17 protein-coding genes are annotated in these 16,165 nt (G+C 58.9%); 6 read left to right on the top strand and 11 right to left on the bottom strand.

Annotated elements, in window-relative coordinates:
- The first annotated feature begins 10 nt into the window (after nt 1-10).
- A complete protein-coding gene (locus tag JNB91_RS22405) occupies nt 11-538 on the top strand; it encodes a MarR family winged helix-turn-helix transcriptional regulator (RefSeq protein WP_220327699.1) in 528 nt (175 codons plus the stop codon).
- 7 nt (nt 539-545) lie between these two features.
- On the opposite strand, the gene JNB91_RS22410 is transcribed toward JNB91_RS22405, so the two are convergent.
- Nucleotides 546-2,051, bottom strand: a complete 1,506-nt coding sequence (locus tag JNB91_RS22410; protein ID WP_220327700.1) for a sensor domain-containing protein — start codon at nt 2,049-2,051, stop codon at nt 546-548.
- Between the two features lie 215 nt (nt 2,052-2,266).
- Between JNB91_RS22410 and JNB91_RS22415 the strand changes: the two genes are divergently transcribed.
- Nucleotides 2,267-3,640: a TIGR03808 family TAT-translocated repetitive protein gene (locus tag JNB91_RS22415; RefSeq protein ID WP_220327701.1), complete on the top strand. Its 1,374-nt coding sequence runs from the start codon at nt 2,267-2,269 to the stop codon at nt 3,638-3,640.
- Here JNB91_RS22415 and JNB91_RS22420 read toward each other — a convergent pair.
- Both JNB91_RS22420 and JNB91_RS22425 read right to left on the bottom strand, forming a co-directional pair.
- On the bottom strand, nt 3,637-3,954 hold the full coding sequence (locus tag JNB91_RS22420) for a type II toxin-antitoxin system RelE/ParE family toxin (RefSeq protein ID WP_220327702.1): 318 nt from the start codon (nt 3,952-3,954) through the stop codon (nt 3,637-3,639). The two genes, JNB91_RS22415 and JNB91_RS22420, sit on opposite strands and share 4 nt — an antisense overlap.
- Nucleotides 3,951-4,238, bottom strand: a complete 288-nt coding sequence (locus JNB91_RS22425; protein WP_220327703.1) for a ribbon-helix-helix domain-containing protein — start codon at nt 4,236-4,238, stop codon at nt 3,951-3,953. The genes JNB91_RS22420 and JNB91_RS22425 overlap by 4 nt, the downstream gene beginning before the upstream one ends.
- Before the next feature lie 131 nt (nt 4,239-4,369).
- Between JNB91_RS22425 and JNB91_RS22430 the strand changes: the two genes are divergently transcribed.
- Complete coding sequence (locus JNB91_RS22430; RefSeq protein ID WP_220327704.1) at nt 4,370-5,023, top strand: glutathione S-transferase family protein; 654 nt, start codon at nt 4,370-4,372, stop codon at nt 5,021-5,023.
- A 2-nt stretch (nt 5,024-5,025) separates the two neighbouring features.
- On the opposite strand, the gene JNB91_RS22435 is transcribed toward JNB91_RS22430, so the two are convergent.
- Together JNB91_RS22435 and JNB91_RS22440 are read right to left on the bottom strand one after the other, a co-directional pair.
- A complete protein-coding gene (locus JNB91_RS22435) occupies nt 5,026-5,916 on the bottom strand; it encodes a LysR substrate-binding domain-containing protein (RefSeq protein ID WP_220327705.1) in 891 nt (296 codons plus the stop codon).
- A gap of 340 nt (nt 5,917-6,256) precedes the next feature.
- Nucleotides 6,257-7,264, bottom strand: coding sequence for an asparaginase (locus JNB91_RS22440; RefSeq protein ID WP_220327706.1), 1,008 nt, complete (start codon nt 7,262-7,264; stop codon nt 6,257-6,259).
- Between the two features lie 90 nt (nt 7,265-7,354).
- Between JNB91_RS22440 and JNB91_RS22445 the strand changes: the two genes are divergently transcribed.
- Nucleotides 7,355-8,092, top strand: coding sequence for a DUF3750 domain-containing protein (locus tag JNB91_RS22445; RefSeq protein ID WP_220327707.1), 738 nt, complete (start codon nt 7,355-7,357; stop codon nt 8,090-8,092).
- Nucleotides 8,093-8,169: 77 nt separating this feature from the next.
- Here the strand turns inward: JNB91_RS22445 and JNB91_RS22450 are convergent, their stop codons facing one another.
- The 5 genes from JNB91_RS22450 to JNB91_RS22470 form a co-directional block, all read right to left on the bottom strand.
- A complete protein-coding gene (locus JNB91_RS22450; protein WP_220327708.1) occupies nt 8,170-8,316 on the bottom strand; it encodes a DUF1127 domain-containing protein in 147 nt (48 codons plus the stop codon).
- A gap of 608 nt (nt 8,317-8,924) precedes the next feature.
- Nucleotides 8,925-9,926, bottom strand: a complete 1,002-nt coding sequence (locus JNB91_RS22455; RefSeq protein ID WP_220327709.1) for an NAD(P)H-quinone oxidoreductase — start codon at nt 9,924-9,926, stop codon at nt 8,925-8,927.
- A 78-nt stretch (nt 9,927-10,004) separates the two neighbouring features.
- The gene (locus JNB91_RS22460; RefSeq protein WP_220327710.1) at nt 10,005-11,810 is read right to left on the bottom strand and encodes a bifunctional diguanylate cyclase/phosphodiesterase; all 1,806 of its coding nucleotides are present in this window, start codon (nt 11,808-11,810) and stop codon (nt 10,005-10,007) included.
- A 233-nt stretch (nt 11,811-12,043) separates the two neighbouring features.
- Nucleotides 12,044-12,352 carry a HigA family addiction module antitoxin gene (locus JNB91_RS22465; protein ID WP_223218317.1) on the bottom strand — a complete coding sequence of 103 codons (309 nt, stop codon included), beginning with the start codon at nt 12,350-12,352 and terminating at the stop codon, nt 12,044-12,046.
- A gap of 7 nt (nt 12,353-12,359) precedes the next feature.
- Entirely contained in the window at nt 12,360-12,656 is a 297-nt protein-coding gene (locus JNB91_RS22470; RefSeq protein WP_220327712.1) for a type II toxin-antitoxin system RelE/ParE family toxin, read from the bottom strand.
- A 156-nt stretch (nt 12,657-12,812) separates the two neighbouring features.
- Here JNB91_RS22470 and betC point away from each other — a divergent pair, with 156 nt between their 5' ends.
- Entirely contained in the window at nt 12,813-14,330 is a 1,518-nt protein-coding gene (gene betC / locus JNB91_RS22475; RefSeq protein WP_220327713.1) for a choline-sulfatase, read from the top strand.
- A gap of 16 nt (nt 14,331-14,346) precedes the next feature.
- The gene (gene betB / locus JNB91_RS22480) at nt 14,347-15,822 is read left to right on the top strand and encodes a betaine-aldehyde dehydrogenase (RefSeq protein WP_220327714.1); all 1,476 of its coding nucleotides are present in this window, start codon (nt 14,347-14,349) and stop codon (nt 15,820-15,822) included.
- An 11-nt stretch (nt 15,823-15,833) separates the two neighbouring features.
- Here the strand turns inward: betB and JNB91_RS22485 are convergent, their stop codons facing one another.
- The gene (locus JNB91_RS22485; protein ID WP_220327715.1) at nt 15,834-16,157 is read right to left on the bottom strand and encodes a hypothetical protein; all 324 of its coding nucleotides are present in this window, start codon (nt 16,155-16,157) and stop codon (nt 15,834-15,836) included.
- Nucleotides 16,158-16,165 lie beyond the last annotated feature (8 nt).

Genomic DNA, 16,165 nt, shown 5'->3' on the forward strand with positions numbered 1-16,165 from the left:
TTCCATCGTCATGACGAAGACAGTGACCGAGAACCGTTCCACCGCAGCCGACATCGCCCATATCAGCGAGGTGATGGGACGAATGCGACTGCTGATCGGCCGTCGGGTTATCAGCAGGACGCTGGTCGACAGTCTCGCTCCAAGCCTCGAGATCTCGCATCTGGATGCGTTGAGGGCGATGGGCCGTATCGAAGGAGAGGTCACCGTGGGTGCGATCGCCGATGTGATGCGGCTCGACCCGTCACGCGGCAGCCGGCTGGTGGCGGAGCTGGTCGCTCAGGGGCTACTGCGCCGCGCGGCTTCACAGGCGGACGGGCGACGGTCGATCGTCGTGCGCACCGAACTTGGCGATCAATTGATGGCTGAGGTCGATACCACCAAGCGACAACTTCTCGCCTCCATGCTGGATGGCTGGTCTGAAGAAGAACTCAGTGTCTTCGCCGTGCTTTTCGACAAATTCGTCAGCAAGTTCGAAGAGACCTATCCGAACGAAAAGGCCCACGGTTCGGCTGCATCCCGCAGCCTGACAAGCGCCTGACAAGACTTCAAGCGCAAACCGCGAGCCTGTCGCGGCCGAGTTCCTTGGCTTCGTACATGGCGCGGTCGGCGCTGGCGAGAAGCTCCTCGGCAGCGTCACCATCCTCGGGATAGAAGGCGATCCCCATGCTGCAGGTCGCGGTAATATCGATTTGCTCGACCCAGACAGGCTCGGCGATCAGGGTGCGCAGCTTGTCTAGTCGCCGCAGGACACCGCTACGATCGCCATCGGGGTTGGAGAAGACGATGGCGAATTCATCGCCACCCAGCCGCACGATGAGATCACTTGCACGGATGCAATGCGTCATCCTCTCTGAAAGAGTCTTTAAAACCGCATCACCCGCAGCATGGCCGTGCGTATCGTTGATCGCCTTGAAATTATCGAGGTCGATATAGGCCACCGTGATCTTACGGTTTTCACGCCGCGCTTCGTGGAGGCTGCGATTGAACTGGCTCCAGAAGAGCGTGCGGTTGGGCAAGCCGGTCAGAGGATCATGGTGCGCCAGATGGCGGATACGCCGTTCGCTTTCGGCGCGCTCTATGGCGATACCGGCAAGGTCGGTTGCAATCGCCATCAGCTCCTGTTCAAGCGTCGACGGTTCGCGCCTTGTGGGCGAATAGAGTGCGAAAGTACCGAGCACACGCGCTTCAGCGCCGACGATCGGCGTCGACCAGCAGGAGCGAAAACCGAACAGGGAGCCAAGCTCGCGATAGGATTCCCAGAGCGGATCGGCCTCCACATCGGCGACAGCCACCGGAGCGCCCAACCATGCAGCCGTGCCGCATGAACCGCGACCGGGGCCGATCTCTATCCCCTCAACGAGTTGGACATAGGATGGAGAAAGACCGGGGGCTGCCCCTCCGCAAAAGCGTTTTCGATCCTCGTCGAGCAGCATTACGGCGCCCTTGACGTCGTGAAGCTGTGCCTCGATCAGCCTGACGACCGCATTGAGAACAACATCCAGAGGCTGGCCGCGGGCGATCATTTCAAGCAGGCGTGCCTGACCGTGGCGCAGCTCTTCCTGGCGCTTCCTTTCGCCGATATCGCGAGAGATACTGACCAGACCGACGATCTGTCCGGCGGAATTGCGCAAAGCGATCTTCGAGATGGACAGCCAGAATGTTTTGCCGTCGTGGCGGACGAGATATTCGTCCTGCTTCTCCACGGCTGAGCCGCTTTCCATCACCAGCTGCTCCATCGCGAACAACCGGTTCGCCGTCTCGCCGATGAAGACGTCGAAATCGGTCTTGCCGAGCAGGCTGGAATAATCGCTGATATCGGCCGCCCGGCAGGCTGCCTCGTTGGCGAAAACGAAGCGGCTGCGGCGATCCTTGATCGAAATGAAGTCGGGCAACTGATCCAGCACCCTGAGCGCCGTCAGCTCCTGCAGCGCTTCTGCGAGGTCCAGCGCACAGCCGCTGTCCATCACGCTGCGTCGCAATCGCTCGCACGCGTCTTCCAATGTTTCCCTCGGTGCTTCCACCGTCATCTCATATGATACGGGAATTACCATGTCCGTCTCCAAGCCCCCGAAACGTCCAGAAATTGCATGCCCTATGCGATGCACCTTAAAAAGCAAATCCTACCCCTTGCTTAATAAATCGGTGCAACAGTCAGTGTTGTTGAGATGATGGCAAAGTTTTTACCCGGATAGGCAAATATTTGTGACGCATACCGATCACAGATACTGCGATGGGAAACTTTTTATTGACGTGCCGGGGGAAGTGGATGATTTCGAAACGACGACTGGTGGCAGGGTTGGCCGCAACAGCCGGCACGGCGGCTTTTGTCCGGTCAACGGCGGCCCAATCCCCTCGCATTTCCAATGGTGAATTGCGCGGTTCAATCGATGCGGGCGCCCATGGCGTCACTCCGGGTGGAGGACAAACCACGCGTCGCAATCTTGAGCGCCTGCTCGCCGATGCCGCTGCGCGTAACATGCCCGTCTATCTGCCACCCGGCGACTACCCTATATCCAGCCTCAACCTTCCCGATGGTACCCGGCTGATCGGCATTGCGGGGGCGACGCGCCTTGTTCACTCCGGCAACGGAGCCTTGCTGCGTGCGCAAAACGCCCGTCGCATCGAACTGTCTGGCCTGATCCTTGATGGCGCGGATCAGCCACCTGGCGGAGATGAGGCAGCGGTTGCGTTTTTTCGCGGTGTAGCGGATCTCGTCATCGAGAACTGCGAGGTGGCGAACGCCGGACGGACGGGGCTGCATCTGGAGGCTTGCGGCGGCAGGATTTCACGCAACCGCATTTCACGCATCGTCGAATACGGTCTCTACGCGGTCAACAGCGCCAATCTTTCGGTAACCGAGAACACCGTCTCCGACTGCGGCAATGGCGGCATTCTCATTCATCGCTGGGAAAAGGGCACCGACGGAACGATCTTGTCCGGCAACCGTATCGCACGCACCGGAGCAAGCAACGGCGGCACCGGCCAATATGGCAATGCGATCAACCTCTACCGCGCCAATGACGTCATCGTTTCCGGCAACCACATTTCGGATTCCGCCTTCTCCGCAATTCGCGCCAACAGCGCCTCGAATGCGATGATATCGGGCAATCACTGCACGACATCCGGCGAGACGGCGATCTATGCGGAATTTTCCTTCGAAGGCGCGATGATTGCCGGCAATCTAGTGGATGGCGCCGCGAACGGCATTTCGGTTGTCAATTTCAACGAGGGCGGAAGACTTGCCACCGTCGCCAACAATATCGTGCGCAATCTGCGTCTGGGCGGTCCCTATACGATCGAGGACCCGATCTTCGGTGTCGGCATCAGTGCTGAGGCGGACACGGCTGTGACGGGCAATGTGGTCGAGAACGCGCCGCATAGCGGCCTGGCTTTCGGCTTCGGCCCCTATCTGCGCAATGTCACGGCGACAGGCAATATCGTGCGCGACGCCGGCGTGGGCTGCGTCGTGACGGTAGTCGAAGGTGCAGGTGACGCGATCATCGCCAACAACATCTTTCAGGGGGCGAAACGGGGCGCGATCGTCGGGTATCGGTGGAGAGAGGCTTCGACCGGCGATCTGGCGAAGGACGGCGCAGAGCGGTTTTCGCATCTGACGATCGAGGGTAATCGGGTGGGCTAAAGATCGAGGTCGGGCGAGTAGTCATCGGCATCAATGTCGCGGCCGCGGTGGTAGATGCGAAGAATGGTGACTGTCTGTTTCTCGACATCAAACGCTATCGTCGCTTTATATCGAAATCCCACCATACGAATGCCGGGGCGAATATCGTCTCGCCGCATTCCTCGATGTGGGAAGGTAGCAAATCCCGCACAATAAGTACGGATCCTGCCTATATATCCGCGCGCTGCAGCAACACCCATTTCGGATGCCAGATATCGGAAAATTTCATCGAGATCTCTGATTGCCCGAGGCGAGAAAACGACGTCGTAGATCATGACTTCCGTTTTTCCTGAAGGAGTTGTGCCATTGTCGCATCGAGCCGGCGATCCACTTCTTCAATCGAAAGTGCTCGCTCCGGATGAGCTTTCATCTCATCGTATGCCGGAGCAACCTCCTCCACCAGCCATCTTTCAATCGCCGCATCGCGGGCGATCAGCGTGCGCAGGCCGTCGCGGATGACTTCGCTTTCGGAAGCGTATTCGCCGGATGCAACCTTGGCCTTGACCATCTCCGCCATCTCGATCGGAAGCGTGATGCTGAGGGACTGGGTGGTGCGCATGGGAAGCTCCTTCTAGGTTATCCGACACGATTTAATCCTATCGAAAACTTTCATGGACGTCCAACGCAGGATGATCTTCCGTTCGTTACCAAACCTGATTAGCTTCGCGCCAACTCATCAAGGAGATATCGATGCTGAAGATTTACGGGGTTTACCGTTCTCGCGCCACGCGGCCACTCTGGCTCATCGAGGAAATCGGCCTGCCGTTCGAGCTCGTTCCGATCATCCAGGCCTATCGCCTGGCCGATACGTCGGCTCCCGGCTGCCCGGTGCACACGCGCACGAGCGAGTTCCTCGCCATCAATCCGATGGGATCGATCCCGTCGATGGACGACGATGGCTTCGTACTGCACGAGTCGCTGGCGATCTCGCTTTATCTCGCCCGCAAATATGGCGGCGAGCTTGGCCCGCAGAATATCGCTGAAGAGGCGCTGATGGTGCAGTGGTCGCTGTTTGCGGCAACCAGCATCGAGTCGGATGCACTGAAGATCCAGTCGACCAAGGGTGATACGCCGGAAGGCATCGCTGCGATCGACGATGCGGCCGATCGCCTTGTGCGCGCCTTCGACGTTCTGGAAAAGCACCTGGCAACGACCCATTATCTCGTCGGCGACCGCTTTACCGCCGCCGATATCAATGTCGTCGAAATCCTGCGTTATGCGCGCGGCTATCACGCCCTGTTCGATGCCCGGCCATCACTGAAAGTCTGGTACGAGGCCTGTACCCATCGTCCGGGCTATCAGGCAATGTGGGCAAAGCGGAACGCCGAGCCGGCAAATCCATAAGGTCATTGAGGCTGCAAAGCCTCCAGCTCCTGCGTCAGCCATCGATGAAAGGCCTTGACCTTCGGTGGCTGACGAATTCCGGCAGGGGTGACGAAATAGTGGCCGAAGCCGGTCGCGGCCCTGACCGAGAACGGCTCGACCAGCTTGCCATGCGCCAGCGGATAATCGGCTAGGGTTTGCCAGGCGATCATGACGCCCTCGCCCCTTATCGTTGCATCAAGGCAGAGCGAGGCCTCGTTGAAGACATGGCGGACCTGCATCTGCCGCCCTTCCAGCCCCACGCACCGAAGCCACACATCCCAAGAAAACATCGCGTGTCCATCAATGATGGTCGGCAGTTTGAGAATGTCCTTCGGCTCGCGCAATCGTTCAGCCAAAGCCGGCGCGCAAACGGGGAAAACGAGCTGTGGCAGAAGCAGGTCCGCATTGACACCTGGCCATTTCCCCGCTCCGACCCGGATGCCTAAATCCACCCCATCCGTGACGAAATCCGCCATCGCCGTCGTCGCATCAATCCGCAGGCGGATTTCAGGATGCAATGCCGTGAAGCGGTCAAGCCGATGAACGAGGAAACGGGCGGCAAAGACCGGTGCAACCGAAATGGTCAGCAGGTTTTCATCCCGCGCCCGACCAACCGCCACCGCTTCCGACAGGCTGCGAAAACCATCCGCCAGCCGCGCCAGCATCGGCCTTGCCGTGTCCAGCGGCACCATGCCTTTCGGCAGACGCTGAAAGACCGGATGACCGAGCTGCGCTTCCGCCTTGATGACCTGCTGGCTGACGGCTCCTACCGAGACGCCAAGCTCCGTCGCTGCTGCCTGTAACGAGCCGAGCCGCGCGACGGCTTCCAGCGCCCGAAGGCCATTCAGATGAACGAGGTTCAGATTGCTCATATAGAAAACCTATAGCAGCAACCTGATAATGTCGATTGTAACCTTGGCTGATACAACCCATATTCACCCTGCAAATGAAACACGCATTTGCGAGGTAGACGATGAACCCTTTCAAGATTTTCTTGAATGCCACGACTCGGTCACTGCGGCTCTGCTCCGCCACCAGCGTCATCGAACAGAGCCCCTTGGACCATCTGGACATCCGCGCAATGGATCTGCAACAGCTCGCGGATCTTCCAATGCCCTATCTGCCGATGGACGTGAAGGCGGAGCCGGAGCCTATTCCGCTGGCACGCTGCGCCTGATTTTTCGGGCCGCATCCGCGCCCTGAAAAACGATCTCAGGCGAACATGGCGTCGGTCACCCTTACATCGCCGACATGGATCCCGTTCCAGTTCTTCATCTGGCGGTTGGCCATTTCCATCAGTTTCGTCTGCGTCTCGCCACCCTTTTCGAAGTAACGGGAAATCAGCGCATAGATCATCGCTTCGGCGGCGCGGGTCGTCCCGTCTTCGCATTTGACCGCCATGGCGAGGCCTTGTTCGGGAAGGGCTGCAACGAAGACGCCTTCGGCACCGGTTTTTGCAAAGATCTTGCCTGGCGCGACTTCCATCAGTTTCGTGCAGGCGCGGCCGGTACCGGCAACATAGAAGGGTTCGGCCATGCAGGCGTCGATCAGGCGGCGGGACGCTTTTGCGCGCGATGCGGCAAGCCCTTCGCCGGTCAGCATTTTTGCAAACCCGTGCGCCAGTCCCTTGAGCGGAACGGCATAGGTCGGGATCGAGCAGCCATCGGTGCCGCAATTGTCCGCGCCAAGCACTGCGCCCGTCAGGCTCTGCATGACGTCGCGGATTTCTCGCTGCAGCGGGTGGTCATAACCGACATAGTTTTCGACCGGCGCGCCGGAATGGACACAGGTGCAGACGAAGCCTGAATGCTTGCCGGAGCAGTTGTTATGCAGGGCCGTCGGCTTGTCGATGGTGCGTGCCTGATGAATGAGGGTCGCCTGATCGGATGACCAGTGCGCGCCGCATTCGAGCGAAGAGACGTCGCGGCCGGCCTTTGCCAGCATGGACGCCGCCATCTCGACATGGCGATCCTCGCCCGAATGCGAGGCGCAGGCAAAGGCGAGTTCGGCATTGCCGAAACCATAGGCATCCGCCGCGCCGCTCTCGACCAGCGGCAGCGCCTGCATGGCCTTGCAGGAAGAGCGCGGAAAAACACCAGCTTCCGCATCACCGAAGGAAAACAAGACCTTGCCGCTTCCATCAACGACCACACCCAATCCCCTGTGGCGGCTTTCGACCGACGAGCCGCGGGTCACTTCGACGGTAACGGGATTTTGCATGGTCAGTCCTGATTTTGCTGGATTCTATTGCGATCGAAACAGGTGGCGGCGTCATAGCTGGTTCGCGGAAGACTTGCACGGGAAATGCTAATGAAATCGGTAAAACGTCTGCTGGTCGTCATCTTCATCGTCTACCTGCTGCCGACCTTCGCATCTGCAGGTCTCTGGGCAATGAAGGACCATCCTGCCGGATGGAGTGCGGCGCGCTGGACATCGGCCGGAATTCTGCCCAAGCCTGAAGCGAGCAACGATGCGGCGATCTATATCTTTTCCGCCATGACTGGCGGGCTGAAGGGTGCCGTTGCCAGCCATGCCTGGATCGTCACCAAGGAAAAGGGAGCCTCGACCTATACCCGTTACGACAAGGTGGGCTGGGGATCACCGATCCGGCGCAATCACCGGGCGCCGGATGCCTACTGGTATTCGAATGAACCGCAGCTGGTCGCGACTGTCACGGGCGCGAAGGCGGAGTTGCTGATCCCGAAGATAGAAGGGGCGATTGCCGCCTACCCTTACGCCGAACCCGGCGGCTATACGATCTGGCCCGGCCCCAACTCCAACACGTTCGTCGCCTATGTCCTGCGCACCGTGCCGGAGATCGGGGCCGTTTTGCCGCCCCATGCGGTGGGGCGCGATTATCTGCCGAACGGTGAATTCGTCCATCTCGATGAAGACCGGCGCGACCTGCATGTAACGCTGAGGGGATTGGCCGGTTTCTCGGTCGGCGCGCGAAGCGGTCTGGAGGTGCATTTCCTCGGGCTTGTCGCCGGGTTAGACCTTTCCCGGCCCGGCATCAAGATACCCGCGCTCGGGCGTATCGGCATCTGATCCAGCAGACAGTTTCTCAAAAGCAAAACGCCCGCGTCATGGCGGGCGTTTTCATCAGAAGTGTGCCTATTTTTCGATCAGAGACCGTGGGCGGTCCGAGCGAAGCTGCGGATCTCGTATTGGGTGATCCCGAGATCGGCCAGTTCGCGCGTCGTCATCCGCTCCAGTTCGGCAACCGTCCGACGGTAATTGCGCCAATTGGTCAAAGTGCGTTTCACGTTCATGATGGTCCCCCTTTCCTGGGTTTTCGAAGCGGCGGCCGGTTGGTGGCGCCCTCTTGCTTCGATGCGTCTGTTATACGCGCGAAGACCGTCTTGAAGTAGCACTCGATTAGCAGCACACCCTTGCCAAATGAGCAGGGATTTTTGTGATCTCGGTCAAAGCAACCGCGTTAAAAATAGGCATCTTCGGCAGGTCCTAGCCGAAAAAACATGCAGGCATGTCACGCAGAGTCATTGTCGGCGTAGTGCTCGTTTCTGCCTATTGCAGAAAAAGGAAAAGGGCCGCCAAGGCGACCCTTCCATGAAATCTGGTCCGTTCAACGAACCCGGCCCGTCTCGCGACAGTCCGAAGGAAGATGCAGTTCAGGCCGAGGGCTGCCCCGTCAAGACCGCCACCTTTCCATTGCCCGTTACGCAGACCGAAATCTCATTAGACATTGGATCACCTTCCTTTCACTACGTTGACGATGACTAGAAGGTAGGTGTCATACGCATGTCTTGCAAGGCAAGTTATGTTACGCGCCGCGAATATATGTGCTTTGGAAAAGCGCCCGCCTGTGCTTAACATTCGCGAGCCGGAGCAAGGATGTGATTCCTCGAAGGCCCATTCCCTAGCCGATCCTCAGCACGATCTTGCCGATATGGCTGCTGGTTTCCATCAGCCGGTGAGCCTCGGCGACCTGATCGAAATCCAGCACGGAATGGATCACCGGCGCGATTTCACCCTTTTCCAGAAGCGGCCAGACTTCGGTGACGAGATCGTCGCGGATGGCGCGCTTTTCGTCGGCGGTGCGTGGGCGCATGGTCGAACCGGTCACCGTCAGGCGCTTGACCATGATCGGCGTCAGATTGACGGTCTCAGCTTTTGCTCCGCCCAGAAACGCGATGATCGACAGGCAGCCGTCCTTGGCGAGCACCGCGAGGTTCTTTTCGAAATAGGCGGCCCCGATCATGTCGAGCACGACATCGACGCCCTGCCCTTCAGTTTCCGCCTTGATGACCTCGGCAAAATCCTCCGACTTGTAATTGATCGCTCTCGTCGCGCCGAGCTTTTCGCAGGCGTCGCACTTTTCCTTCGATCCGGCCGTCGCATAGACCTTTGCGCCAAAGGCCTTGGCGAGCTGGATCGCCGTCGTGCCGATGCCGCTCGAGCCGCCATGGATCAGAACGCTCTCGCCCTCCGTCAGGCCCGCCATCTGGAAAAGGTTGGCCCAGACGGTGAAGAAGGTTTCCGGCACGGCTGCCGCCTTGAGCGCATCATAGCCCCTTGGCCATGGCAGCACTTGTCCGGCCGGCACTGCGCAATATTCGGCATAACCGCCGCCATTCGCCAGTGCACAGACCTTGTCGCCGATCGCATAGTCCGAAACGCCTTCGCCGAGGGCAACCACTTCGCCGGCGATCTCCAGGCCGAGGATCGGGCTTGCATCCTTGGGGGCCGGGTAATTGCCCTGACGCTGCGCAACATCCGGGCGATTGACGCCCGCCGCCTCAACCTTCACCAGAATTTCGCCGGGACGCGGGCTTGGGAGCGGCCCCTGGGCCACCACCATTACATCCGGGGAACCGAAAGACGGCAGATCGATGAAACGCATCTCATTTGGAAGCGGCATAGAAGTCTCCTGTCAGCATGAGAGCACTGACTTAGGACACGCCCCCGGGCTTAGAAAGGGACCGGTGGCTGCGGCCGGTCACTTTGTCTCACCGAAGGCGGAGAAGACGAGGCCGCCTTCGCTCTCCTTGGCACTTGCCTTGACCGCGGCAATCTCGACGCTGATGCGGCCGATATCGTCGAGAAGCAAACCCTTCGGCAGTTCAAGAACGCCGATCGAGCAGCGCAACAGCGGAAAATCCCGTTCGCGACCCGACCTGTCATGGCCGCGGATTCTGCCGGAAGCACGTTCCTCTTCGGAATAAAGCTCGATGACGTCGCCGTGGAAATCCGACAGCAGGCGCTCGAGGATTTCGTCCAGTTCGCCGCGTGTCCAGTCGCGAATGCCGATGAAGAAGTCGTCGCCGCCGATATGGCCGAGGAAATCGCCCTCAGAGAAGAAGTAGCGTTTCATCAGCGCCGCAAACAGCGAGATCGCGTGGTCACCCTTCTGGAACCCGTAATGATCGTTGAAGGGCTTGAAATTGTCGAAGTCGCAATAGCAGAAGAAACGGCTTTCCTCGTCGTCGCGCCCGGCTTCCTGCATGAAATCACGCACCGCACGGTTGCCCGGCAGGCTGGTCAGCGGGTTCTGGTCCTGGGCGATTTTCAGCTGTTTTTCGTTGACCACCTTGATGAGTGCGGCGGCCGAAACAACGCCGGCATAACGCATGTTCTCCGTCAGGATGACGCAGGCGCTGTTTTCCATATTGGCAAACAGGCTCATCAGCTCTTCCGCCTCGGCATCCAGCCCGATGATCGGCGCCGGCTCGACGAAATGGGCGATCGAGCGCTCATAGAGCTTGTTCTTCAACAGATCGCGGCCGAAGGGCTGATAGATGAATTCCTTTAGATGGTATTCGCTGATGACACCGCGCGGCTCGCCATTGGCGTTCAGGACCGGAAAAAAGGCCTGGCGCGGATTGCGGCGAAACAGTTCGAACACGCTATCGATCGCATCGCTTTCAAAAACCGTCGGCAGTTTCTCGATCTGCTTGCGGATGAGGATCTCGTCGAGCGACTGGCTGGAGCGGCGCGTACGACCGATATCGGCAAGGTGCGGAAAGGCCGGCTGCAATTCGGTCAGGAAGGTCGTCGGCCTTGCGATGAAATAGCCCTGAACGAGGTCGACGCCATATTCGCGGCAGGCCAGGAACTCGGCTTCGGTCTCGATGCCCTCGGCAATGACCCGAATGCCGAGCGTGTGGGCAATGTTGACGATGTTCTTGACCAGATGACGCTTGCGCGGATTGCTGTCGATCTCCGAGACGAAGTGTCGATCGATCTTCAGATAATCGACCGGGAAATCGCAAAGCAGCTTCATCTCGCCGTGGCCGACGCCGAAATCGTCGATGGCGAGCTTGAAGCCGGCCTTGCGCATATCCGCAACCAGATCGGCAAATTCCGGCACGCTGGTATTGTCGAAACGTTCGGAAAACTCGAAACAGACAGAAGACGGCGCAATGCCAGAGGCGCGCAGGTGATGCAGCACCTTTTCCAGGAACTCGTGGCCCTGACGGATCAAGCGGACATCAAGGTTGAGGAAAAGCGTCGTCGAGGAATATTCGGGAAGCGTCGCGAACTTGGCAAGCGCCCGACCGGACATCATCTGTTCCAGCGCCAGAAGCTGTCCCGTCTGATGGGCCTCATCGAGAAGCGCCGGCGGAGAGGTAAAGCCGATCCTTTCCTGGCCGCGCAGAAGCGACTCGTAACCGAAGACCGAACCGGTGGCGACCTCGACAATCGGCTGGAAGGCGTTTTCCAGCACCAGTTTTCCAAGCGTGACAAGCTGGTCGCCTGCATATCGCCGGATAGCACCCGGTTCGAGAACAGCCGCAGACGACATACGCATTACTCCACTGCACCAGCGATATTTAAAGAGGCTCAATCCAAGCCTTCAATGACGTTGCGCAGGTTGCCGTGCGACCCGTCAACAATCCGTTGCTCCTCTATGAAAATCGCATGAAGGTTTTGTGACGGACTTTCTGTATTTGCTTAAAATTCAATGAATTACGGGGGCGAAAACGGGCTTCTCCCGGTGCCGTGAAGCGCTAGCTTGCTGCCCCGCGACGAAATGTTTCAGGCAACCTCACTCAACGGACGGGCGCGCTCGATACGCTCCAATTCCTTCGGGTCATGCATGGCTGCCCAGAGATCGCTGCGGCGCTGGATATTAAGCCAGAAATCCGGGCTGTTGCCGAACACTCTCGCCAGGATCAGCGCTGTCGGCACGGTTATCGTGCGGCGATCATTGCAGAGTTCGTTGACGTGTTTGCGCGGCACACCCATGGCCTCCGCCAAGGCTGCCTGCGTCAACCCCATGGGCTGCATGAATTCCTCGACGAGGATTTCGCCGATCCCTATTGGCTTTCGCTTTGTCATCAACATGCTGCACCTATCTGTAGCGATGGTCATTGAGGTAGATTTCCGCCGCCTCGCCCGCCGAACCGTCCCAACGGAAAAGCAGACGCCACTGCCTGTTCACTCTGATTGAGCAGTAACCTTCGAGAGAGCCACGCAATTTTTCGAAATGATTGCTGGGCGGAATGCGCAAGTCCTGATCCGTCCTTGCGTCATCGATCATCTGCAATTTGCGAAACAGGCGATCCTCGATATCCGCAGGAATCTTCTTGTTCCGGATGTCGGAAACGAAGAAGTCCTGAAGCCACGCATCCCGAAAGCTTACGATCATCCTCTACCCTCACAGCCCAATGTACCATCAGGTGTTACACCGAGCAAGCATCTACGCTTTTGGGATAGCGCGGTTCGCAATCGACGCTTGATCAAAAACAAGATCGAAAATAACTCCTTACATTGCCATTCCCGCCTTCAGAGAGCCGTCACGATCATGTCCCGCCCGAACATTCTCATCATCATGGTCGACCAATTGAACGGCACGCTGTTTCCCGATGGTCCGGCCGACTGGCTGCATGCGCCGAACCTGAAGGCGTTGGCCGCACGCTCGGCGCGGTTCCAAAACAACTACACGTCCTCGCCGCTTTGCGCCCCCGCCCGCGCTTCCTTTATGGCCGGGCAGCTGCCGAGCCGCACGCAAGTCTATGACAATGCAGCCGAATATGTCTCTTCTATCCCGACCTATGCGCATCACCTGCGCCGTGCCGGTTATTACACGGCGCTTTCGGGAAAAATGCATTTCGTCGGACCGGACCAGCTGCACGGGTTCGAGGAGCGGCTGACGACCGATATCTACCCGGCCGATTTCGGCTGGACGCCGGATTACCGCAAGCCGGGGGAACGGATCGACTGGTGGTATCACAATATGGGATCGGTCACCGGCGCGGGCGTGGCCGAGATTTCCAACCAGATGGAATATGACGATGAGGTGGCGTTTCTGGCCAACCAGAAGCTCTATCATCTGGCGCGCGAGAACGACGATATCGCCCGTCGACCCTGGGCACTGACCGTCTCCTTCACCCATCCGCACGACCCCTATGTGGCGCGCAAAAAGTTCTGGGATCTCTACGAGGATTGCCAACATCTGCTGCCCGAAATCGGCATGCTGGAGAGCCAGGATCCGCATTCGCAGCGTATTCTCAAATCCTGTGACTATGCGAGCTTTGCTATTACCGGCGAGAATGTGCGCCGTTCGCGGCAGGCCTATTTCGCCAATATTTCCTATATCGACGAAAAGGTCGGCGAGCTGATCGACACACTGACCCGCACCCGGATGCTCGACAATACGTTCATCCTGTTCTGCTCCGATCATGGCGACATGCTGGGCGAACGCGGGTTGTGGTTCAAGATGAACTTTTTCGAGGGTTCGGCGCGGGTGCCGCTGATGGTGGCGGGGCCGGGTATTACCCCTGCCCTGCACAAGGCTCCCGTTTCCAATCTCGATGTGACGCCGACGCTTTGCGATCTCGCCGGGATCTCGATGGCCGAGATCGCGCCGTGGACGGATGGCGAGAGCCTGAAACCCGTCATCGGCGGAGGGGCACGCACTTCCCCGGTGCTGATGGAATATGCCGCCGAAGCGTCTTATGCACCGCTGGTCTGCATCCGCGAGGGCAAGTGGAAATACATCCATTGCGAACTTGATCCCGAGCAGCTTTTCGATCTCGATACCGATCCTAAGGAACTGGCGAACCTTGCCGATAACCCTGCTTATGCGGAGGTTCTGGAAGAATTTCGGGCCAAGCGGAATGCCAAATGGGACATGGCGGCATTCGACGCCGCCGTGCGCGAAAGCCAGGCCCGGCGATGGGTGGTGTATGAGGCGCTGCGCAACGGCGCCTATTATCCCTGGGACCATCAACCCTTGCAAAGAGCTTCAGAGCGCTACATGCGCAACCACATGAACCTCGACAATCTGGAAGAGTCCAAACGCTATCCCCGTGGGGAGTGAGGACGGAGACAAGAGAATGAAAGCACAGCCGAAAGCCAGCCACTTCATCGATGGCGAATATGTGGAAGATACCGCAGGCAGCGTCATCGAGAGCCTTTACCCCGCCACCGGCGAGGTGATCGCAAGGCTGCATGCGGCAACGCCTGCGATCGTCGAAAAGGCGATCGCGGCGGCCAAACGCGCCCAGCCGGAATGGGCGGCCATGAGCCCCACCGCGCGGGGACGCATCCTGAAACGGGCCGCCGAGATCATGCGCGAGCGCAACCGCGAGCTTTCCGAACTGGAAACGCTCGATACCGGCAAGCCGATCCAGGAAACGATCGTTGCCGATCCGACTTCGGGCGCCGACAGCTTTGAATTTTTCGGCGGCGTGATCGCGGCGGGGATGAACGGCCAGTATATCCCGCTCGGCGGGGATTTTGCCTATACGAAGCGCGTACCGCTCGGCGTCTGCGTCGGCATCGGCGCGTGGAACTATCCGCAGCAGATCGCCTGCTGGAAGGGTGCACCGGCGCTTGCGGCTGGCAATGCGATGGTGTTCAAACCATCGGAAAACACGCCGCTGGGTGCATTGAAGATCGCCGAGATCCTGATCGAGGCCGGGCTGCCGAAGGGTCTTTACAATGTCATCCAAGGGGACCGGGCAACGGGGCCGCTGCTGGTCAATCACCCGGATGTCGCAAAGGTTTCGCTTACCGGCTCGGTGCCGACCGGCCGCAAGGTGGCGGCAGCGGCTGCCGGCCAGCTCAAGCATGTGACGATGGAGCTTGGCGGGAAATCGCCGCTGATCGTGTTCGACGATGCCGATATCGACAGCGCCATCGGCGGGGCGATGCTCGGCAACTTCTATTCGACCGGTCAGGTCTGCTCGAACGGCACCCGCGTGTTCGTGCAGAGGAAGGTGAAAGAGCAGTTCCTGTCGCGGCTGAAGGAACGGACGGAGAAGATCGTTATCGGCGAGCCAATGGATGAGGCGACGCAGATGGGGCCGCTGATCTCGTTCGACCAACGGCAGAAGGTTCTTTCCTACATCGACAAGGGCAAGGCGGAAGGTGCAACGCTTCTGACGGGCGGCGGCATTCCCAACGATGTGCCCTCCGTTCACGGGGGTGAAGGCTATTACGTGCAGCCGACGGTATTTGCCGACGTGACCGACGAGATGACCATCGCCCGGGAAGAAATCTTCGGGCCAGTGATGTGCGTGCTCGATTTCGACGATGAGGACGAGGTGATCGCGAGAGCGAACGCCACCGAATTCGGCCTTTCCGCCGGCGTATTCACCGCCGATCTTTCGCGCGGGCATCGGGTGGTGGACCAGCTTGAGGCAGGCACCTTGTGGATCAACACCTACAATCTCTGCCCGGTGGAAATTCCCTTCGGCGGGTCGAAGCAGTCAGGCTTCGGGCGGGAAAATTCGCTCTCGGCGCTAGAGCATTATTCGGAGCTGAAGACGGTTTATGTCGGGATGGGCAAGGTCGAGGCGCCGTATTGAGGATTGAGCGGCTATTTGCTTGGCCGCTTACCTTTCTTTTGCAGCGTTTCCCCAAGTGGGATGTCAGGTGTCTTTGTCTTGTTCGGCTGCAAAGCTTTACGGTCGGCGAAAAGCAACTGTCGTTCGGCCTGCACAGTGTCACCATCTGCGGCAATCGCATCGATCGCAATCCTTGCCCCATGACGGCCGCGCCGGTTGGATTGCGCTTTGAACAAAGGAATATTCTTCCGGGATGATTTGCTGTTTTCTCCGTAGTCGTTCCGGCCATCTTTCTCCAAAGACAATTGCTTGTCGCGAGGCGGCGACCGTCGCTCGCGTGTTTTCTGATCGCTCATTGCATAAC

Origin of the sequence: Aliirhizobium wenxiniae, from assembly GCF_019511445.1 — a bacterium.
GTDB lineage: Bacteria > Pseudomonadota > Alphaproteobacteria > Rhizobiales > Rhizobiaceae > Neorhizobium > Neorhizobium wenxiniae_A.

Bases quoted from the DNA above. Each gene is read 5' to 3' on its own strand.
- JNB91_RS22455 (WP_220327709.1), bottom strand. From the start codon at position 9,926: ATGCCGCTTCCAAATGAGATGCGTTTCATCGATCTGCCGTCTTTCGGT.
- JNB91_RS22485 (WP_220327715.1), bottom strand. From the start codon at position 16,157: ATGAGCGATCAGAAAACACGCGAGCGACGGTCGCCGCCTCGCGACAAG.
- JNB91_RS22420 (WP_220327702.1), bottom strand. From the start codon at position 3,954: ATGATCTACGACGTCGTTTTCTCGCCTCGGGCAATCAGAGATCTCGAT.
- JNB91_RS22410 (WP_220327700.1), bottom strand. From the start codon at position 2,051: ATGGTAATTCCCGTATCATATGAGATGACGGTGGAAGCACCGAGGGAA.
- JNB91_RS22445 (WP_220327707.1), top strand. From the start codon at position 7,355: ATGAAATCGGTAAAACGTCTGCTGGTCGTCATCTTCATCGTCTACCTG.
- JNB91_RS22460 (WP_220327710.1), bottom strand. From the start codon at position 11,810: ATGTCGTCTGCGGCTGTTCTCGAACCGGGTGCTATCCGGCGATATGCA.
- betC (WP_220327713.1), top strand. From the start codon at position 12,813: ATGTCCCGCCCGAACATTCTCATCATCATGGTCGACCAATTGAACGGC.
- JNB91_RS22465 (WP_223218317.1), bottom strand. From the start codon at position 12,352: ATGTTGATGACAAAGCGAAAGCCAATAGGGATCGGCGAAATCCTCGTC.
- JNB91_RS22415 (WP_220327701.1), top strand. From the start codon at position 2,267: ATGATTTCGAAACGACGACTGGTGGCAGGGTTGGCCGCAACAGCCGGC.
- JNB91_RS22435 (WP_220327705.1), bottom strand. From the start codon at position 5,916: ATGAGCAATCTGAACCTCGTTCATCTGAATGGCCTTCGGGCGCTGGAA.
- JNB91_RS22450 (WP_220327708.1), bottom strand. From the start codon at position 8,316: ATGAACGTGAAACGCACTTTGACCAATTGGCGCAATTACCGTCGGACG.
- JNB91_RS22470 (WP_220327712.1), bottom strand. From the start codon at position 12,656: ATGATCGTAAGCTTTCGGGATGCGTGGCTTCAGGACTTCTTCGTTTCC.
- JNB91_RS22405 (WP_220327699.1), top strand. From the start codon at position 11: ATGACGAAGACAGTGACCGAGAACCGTTCCACCGCAGCCGACATCGCC.
- JNB91_RS22430 (WP_220327704.1), top strand. From the start codon at position 4,370: ATGCTGAAGATTTACGGGGTTTACCGTTCTCGCGCCACGCGGCCACTC.
- JNB91_RS22425 (WP_220327703.1), bottom strand. From the start codon at position 4,238: ATGCGCACCACCCAGTCCCTCAGCATCACGCTTCCGATCGAGATGGCG.
- JNB91_RS22440 (WP_220327706.1), bottom strand. From the start codon at position 7,264: ATGCAAAATCCCGTTACCGTCGAAGTGACCCGCGGCTCGTCGGTCGAA.
- betB (WP_220327714.1), top strand. From the start codon at position 14,347: ATGAAAGCACAGCCGAAAGCCAGCCACTTCATCGATGGCGAATATGTG.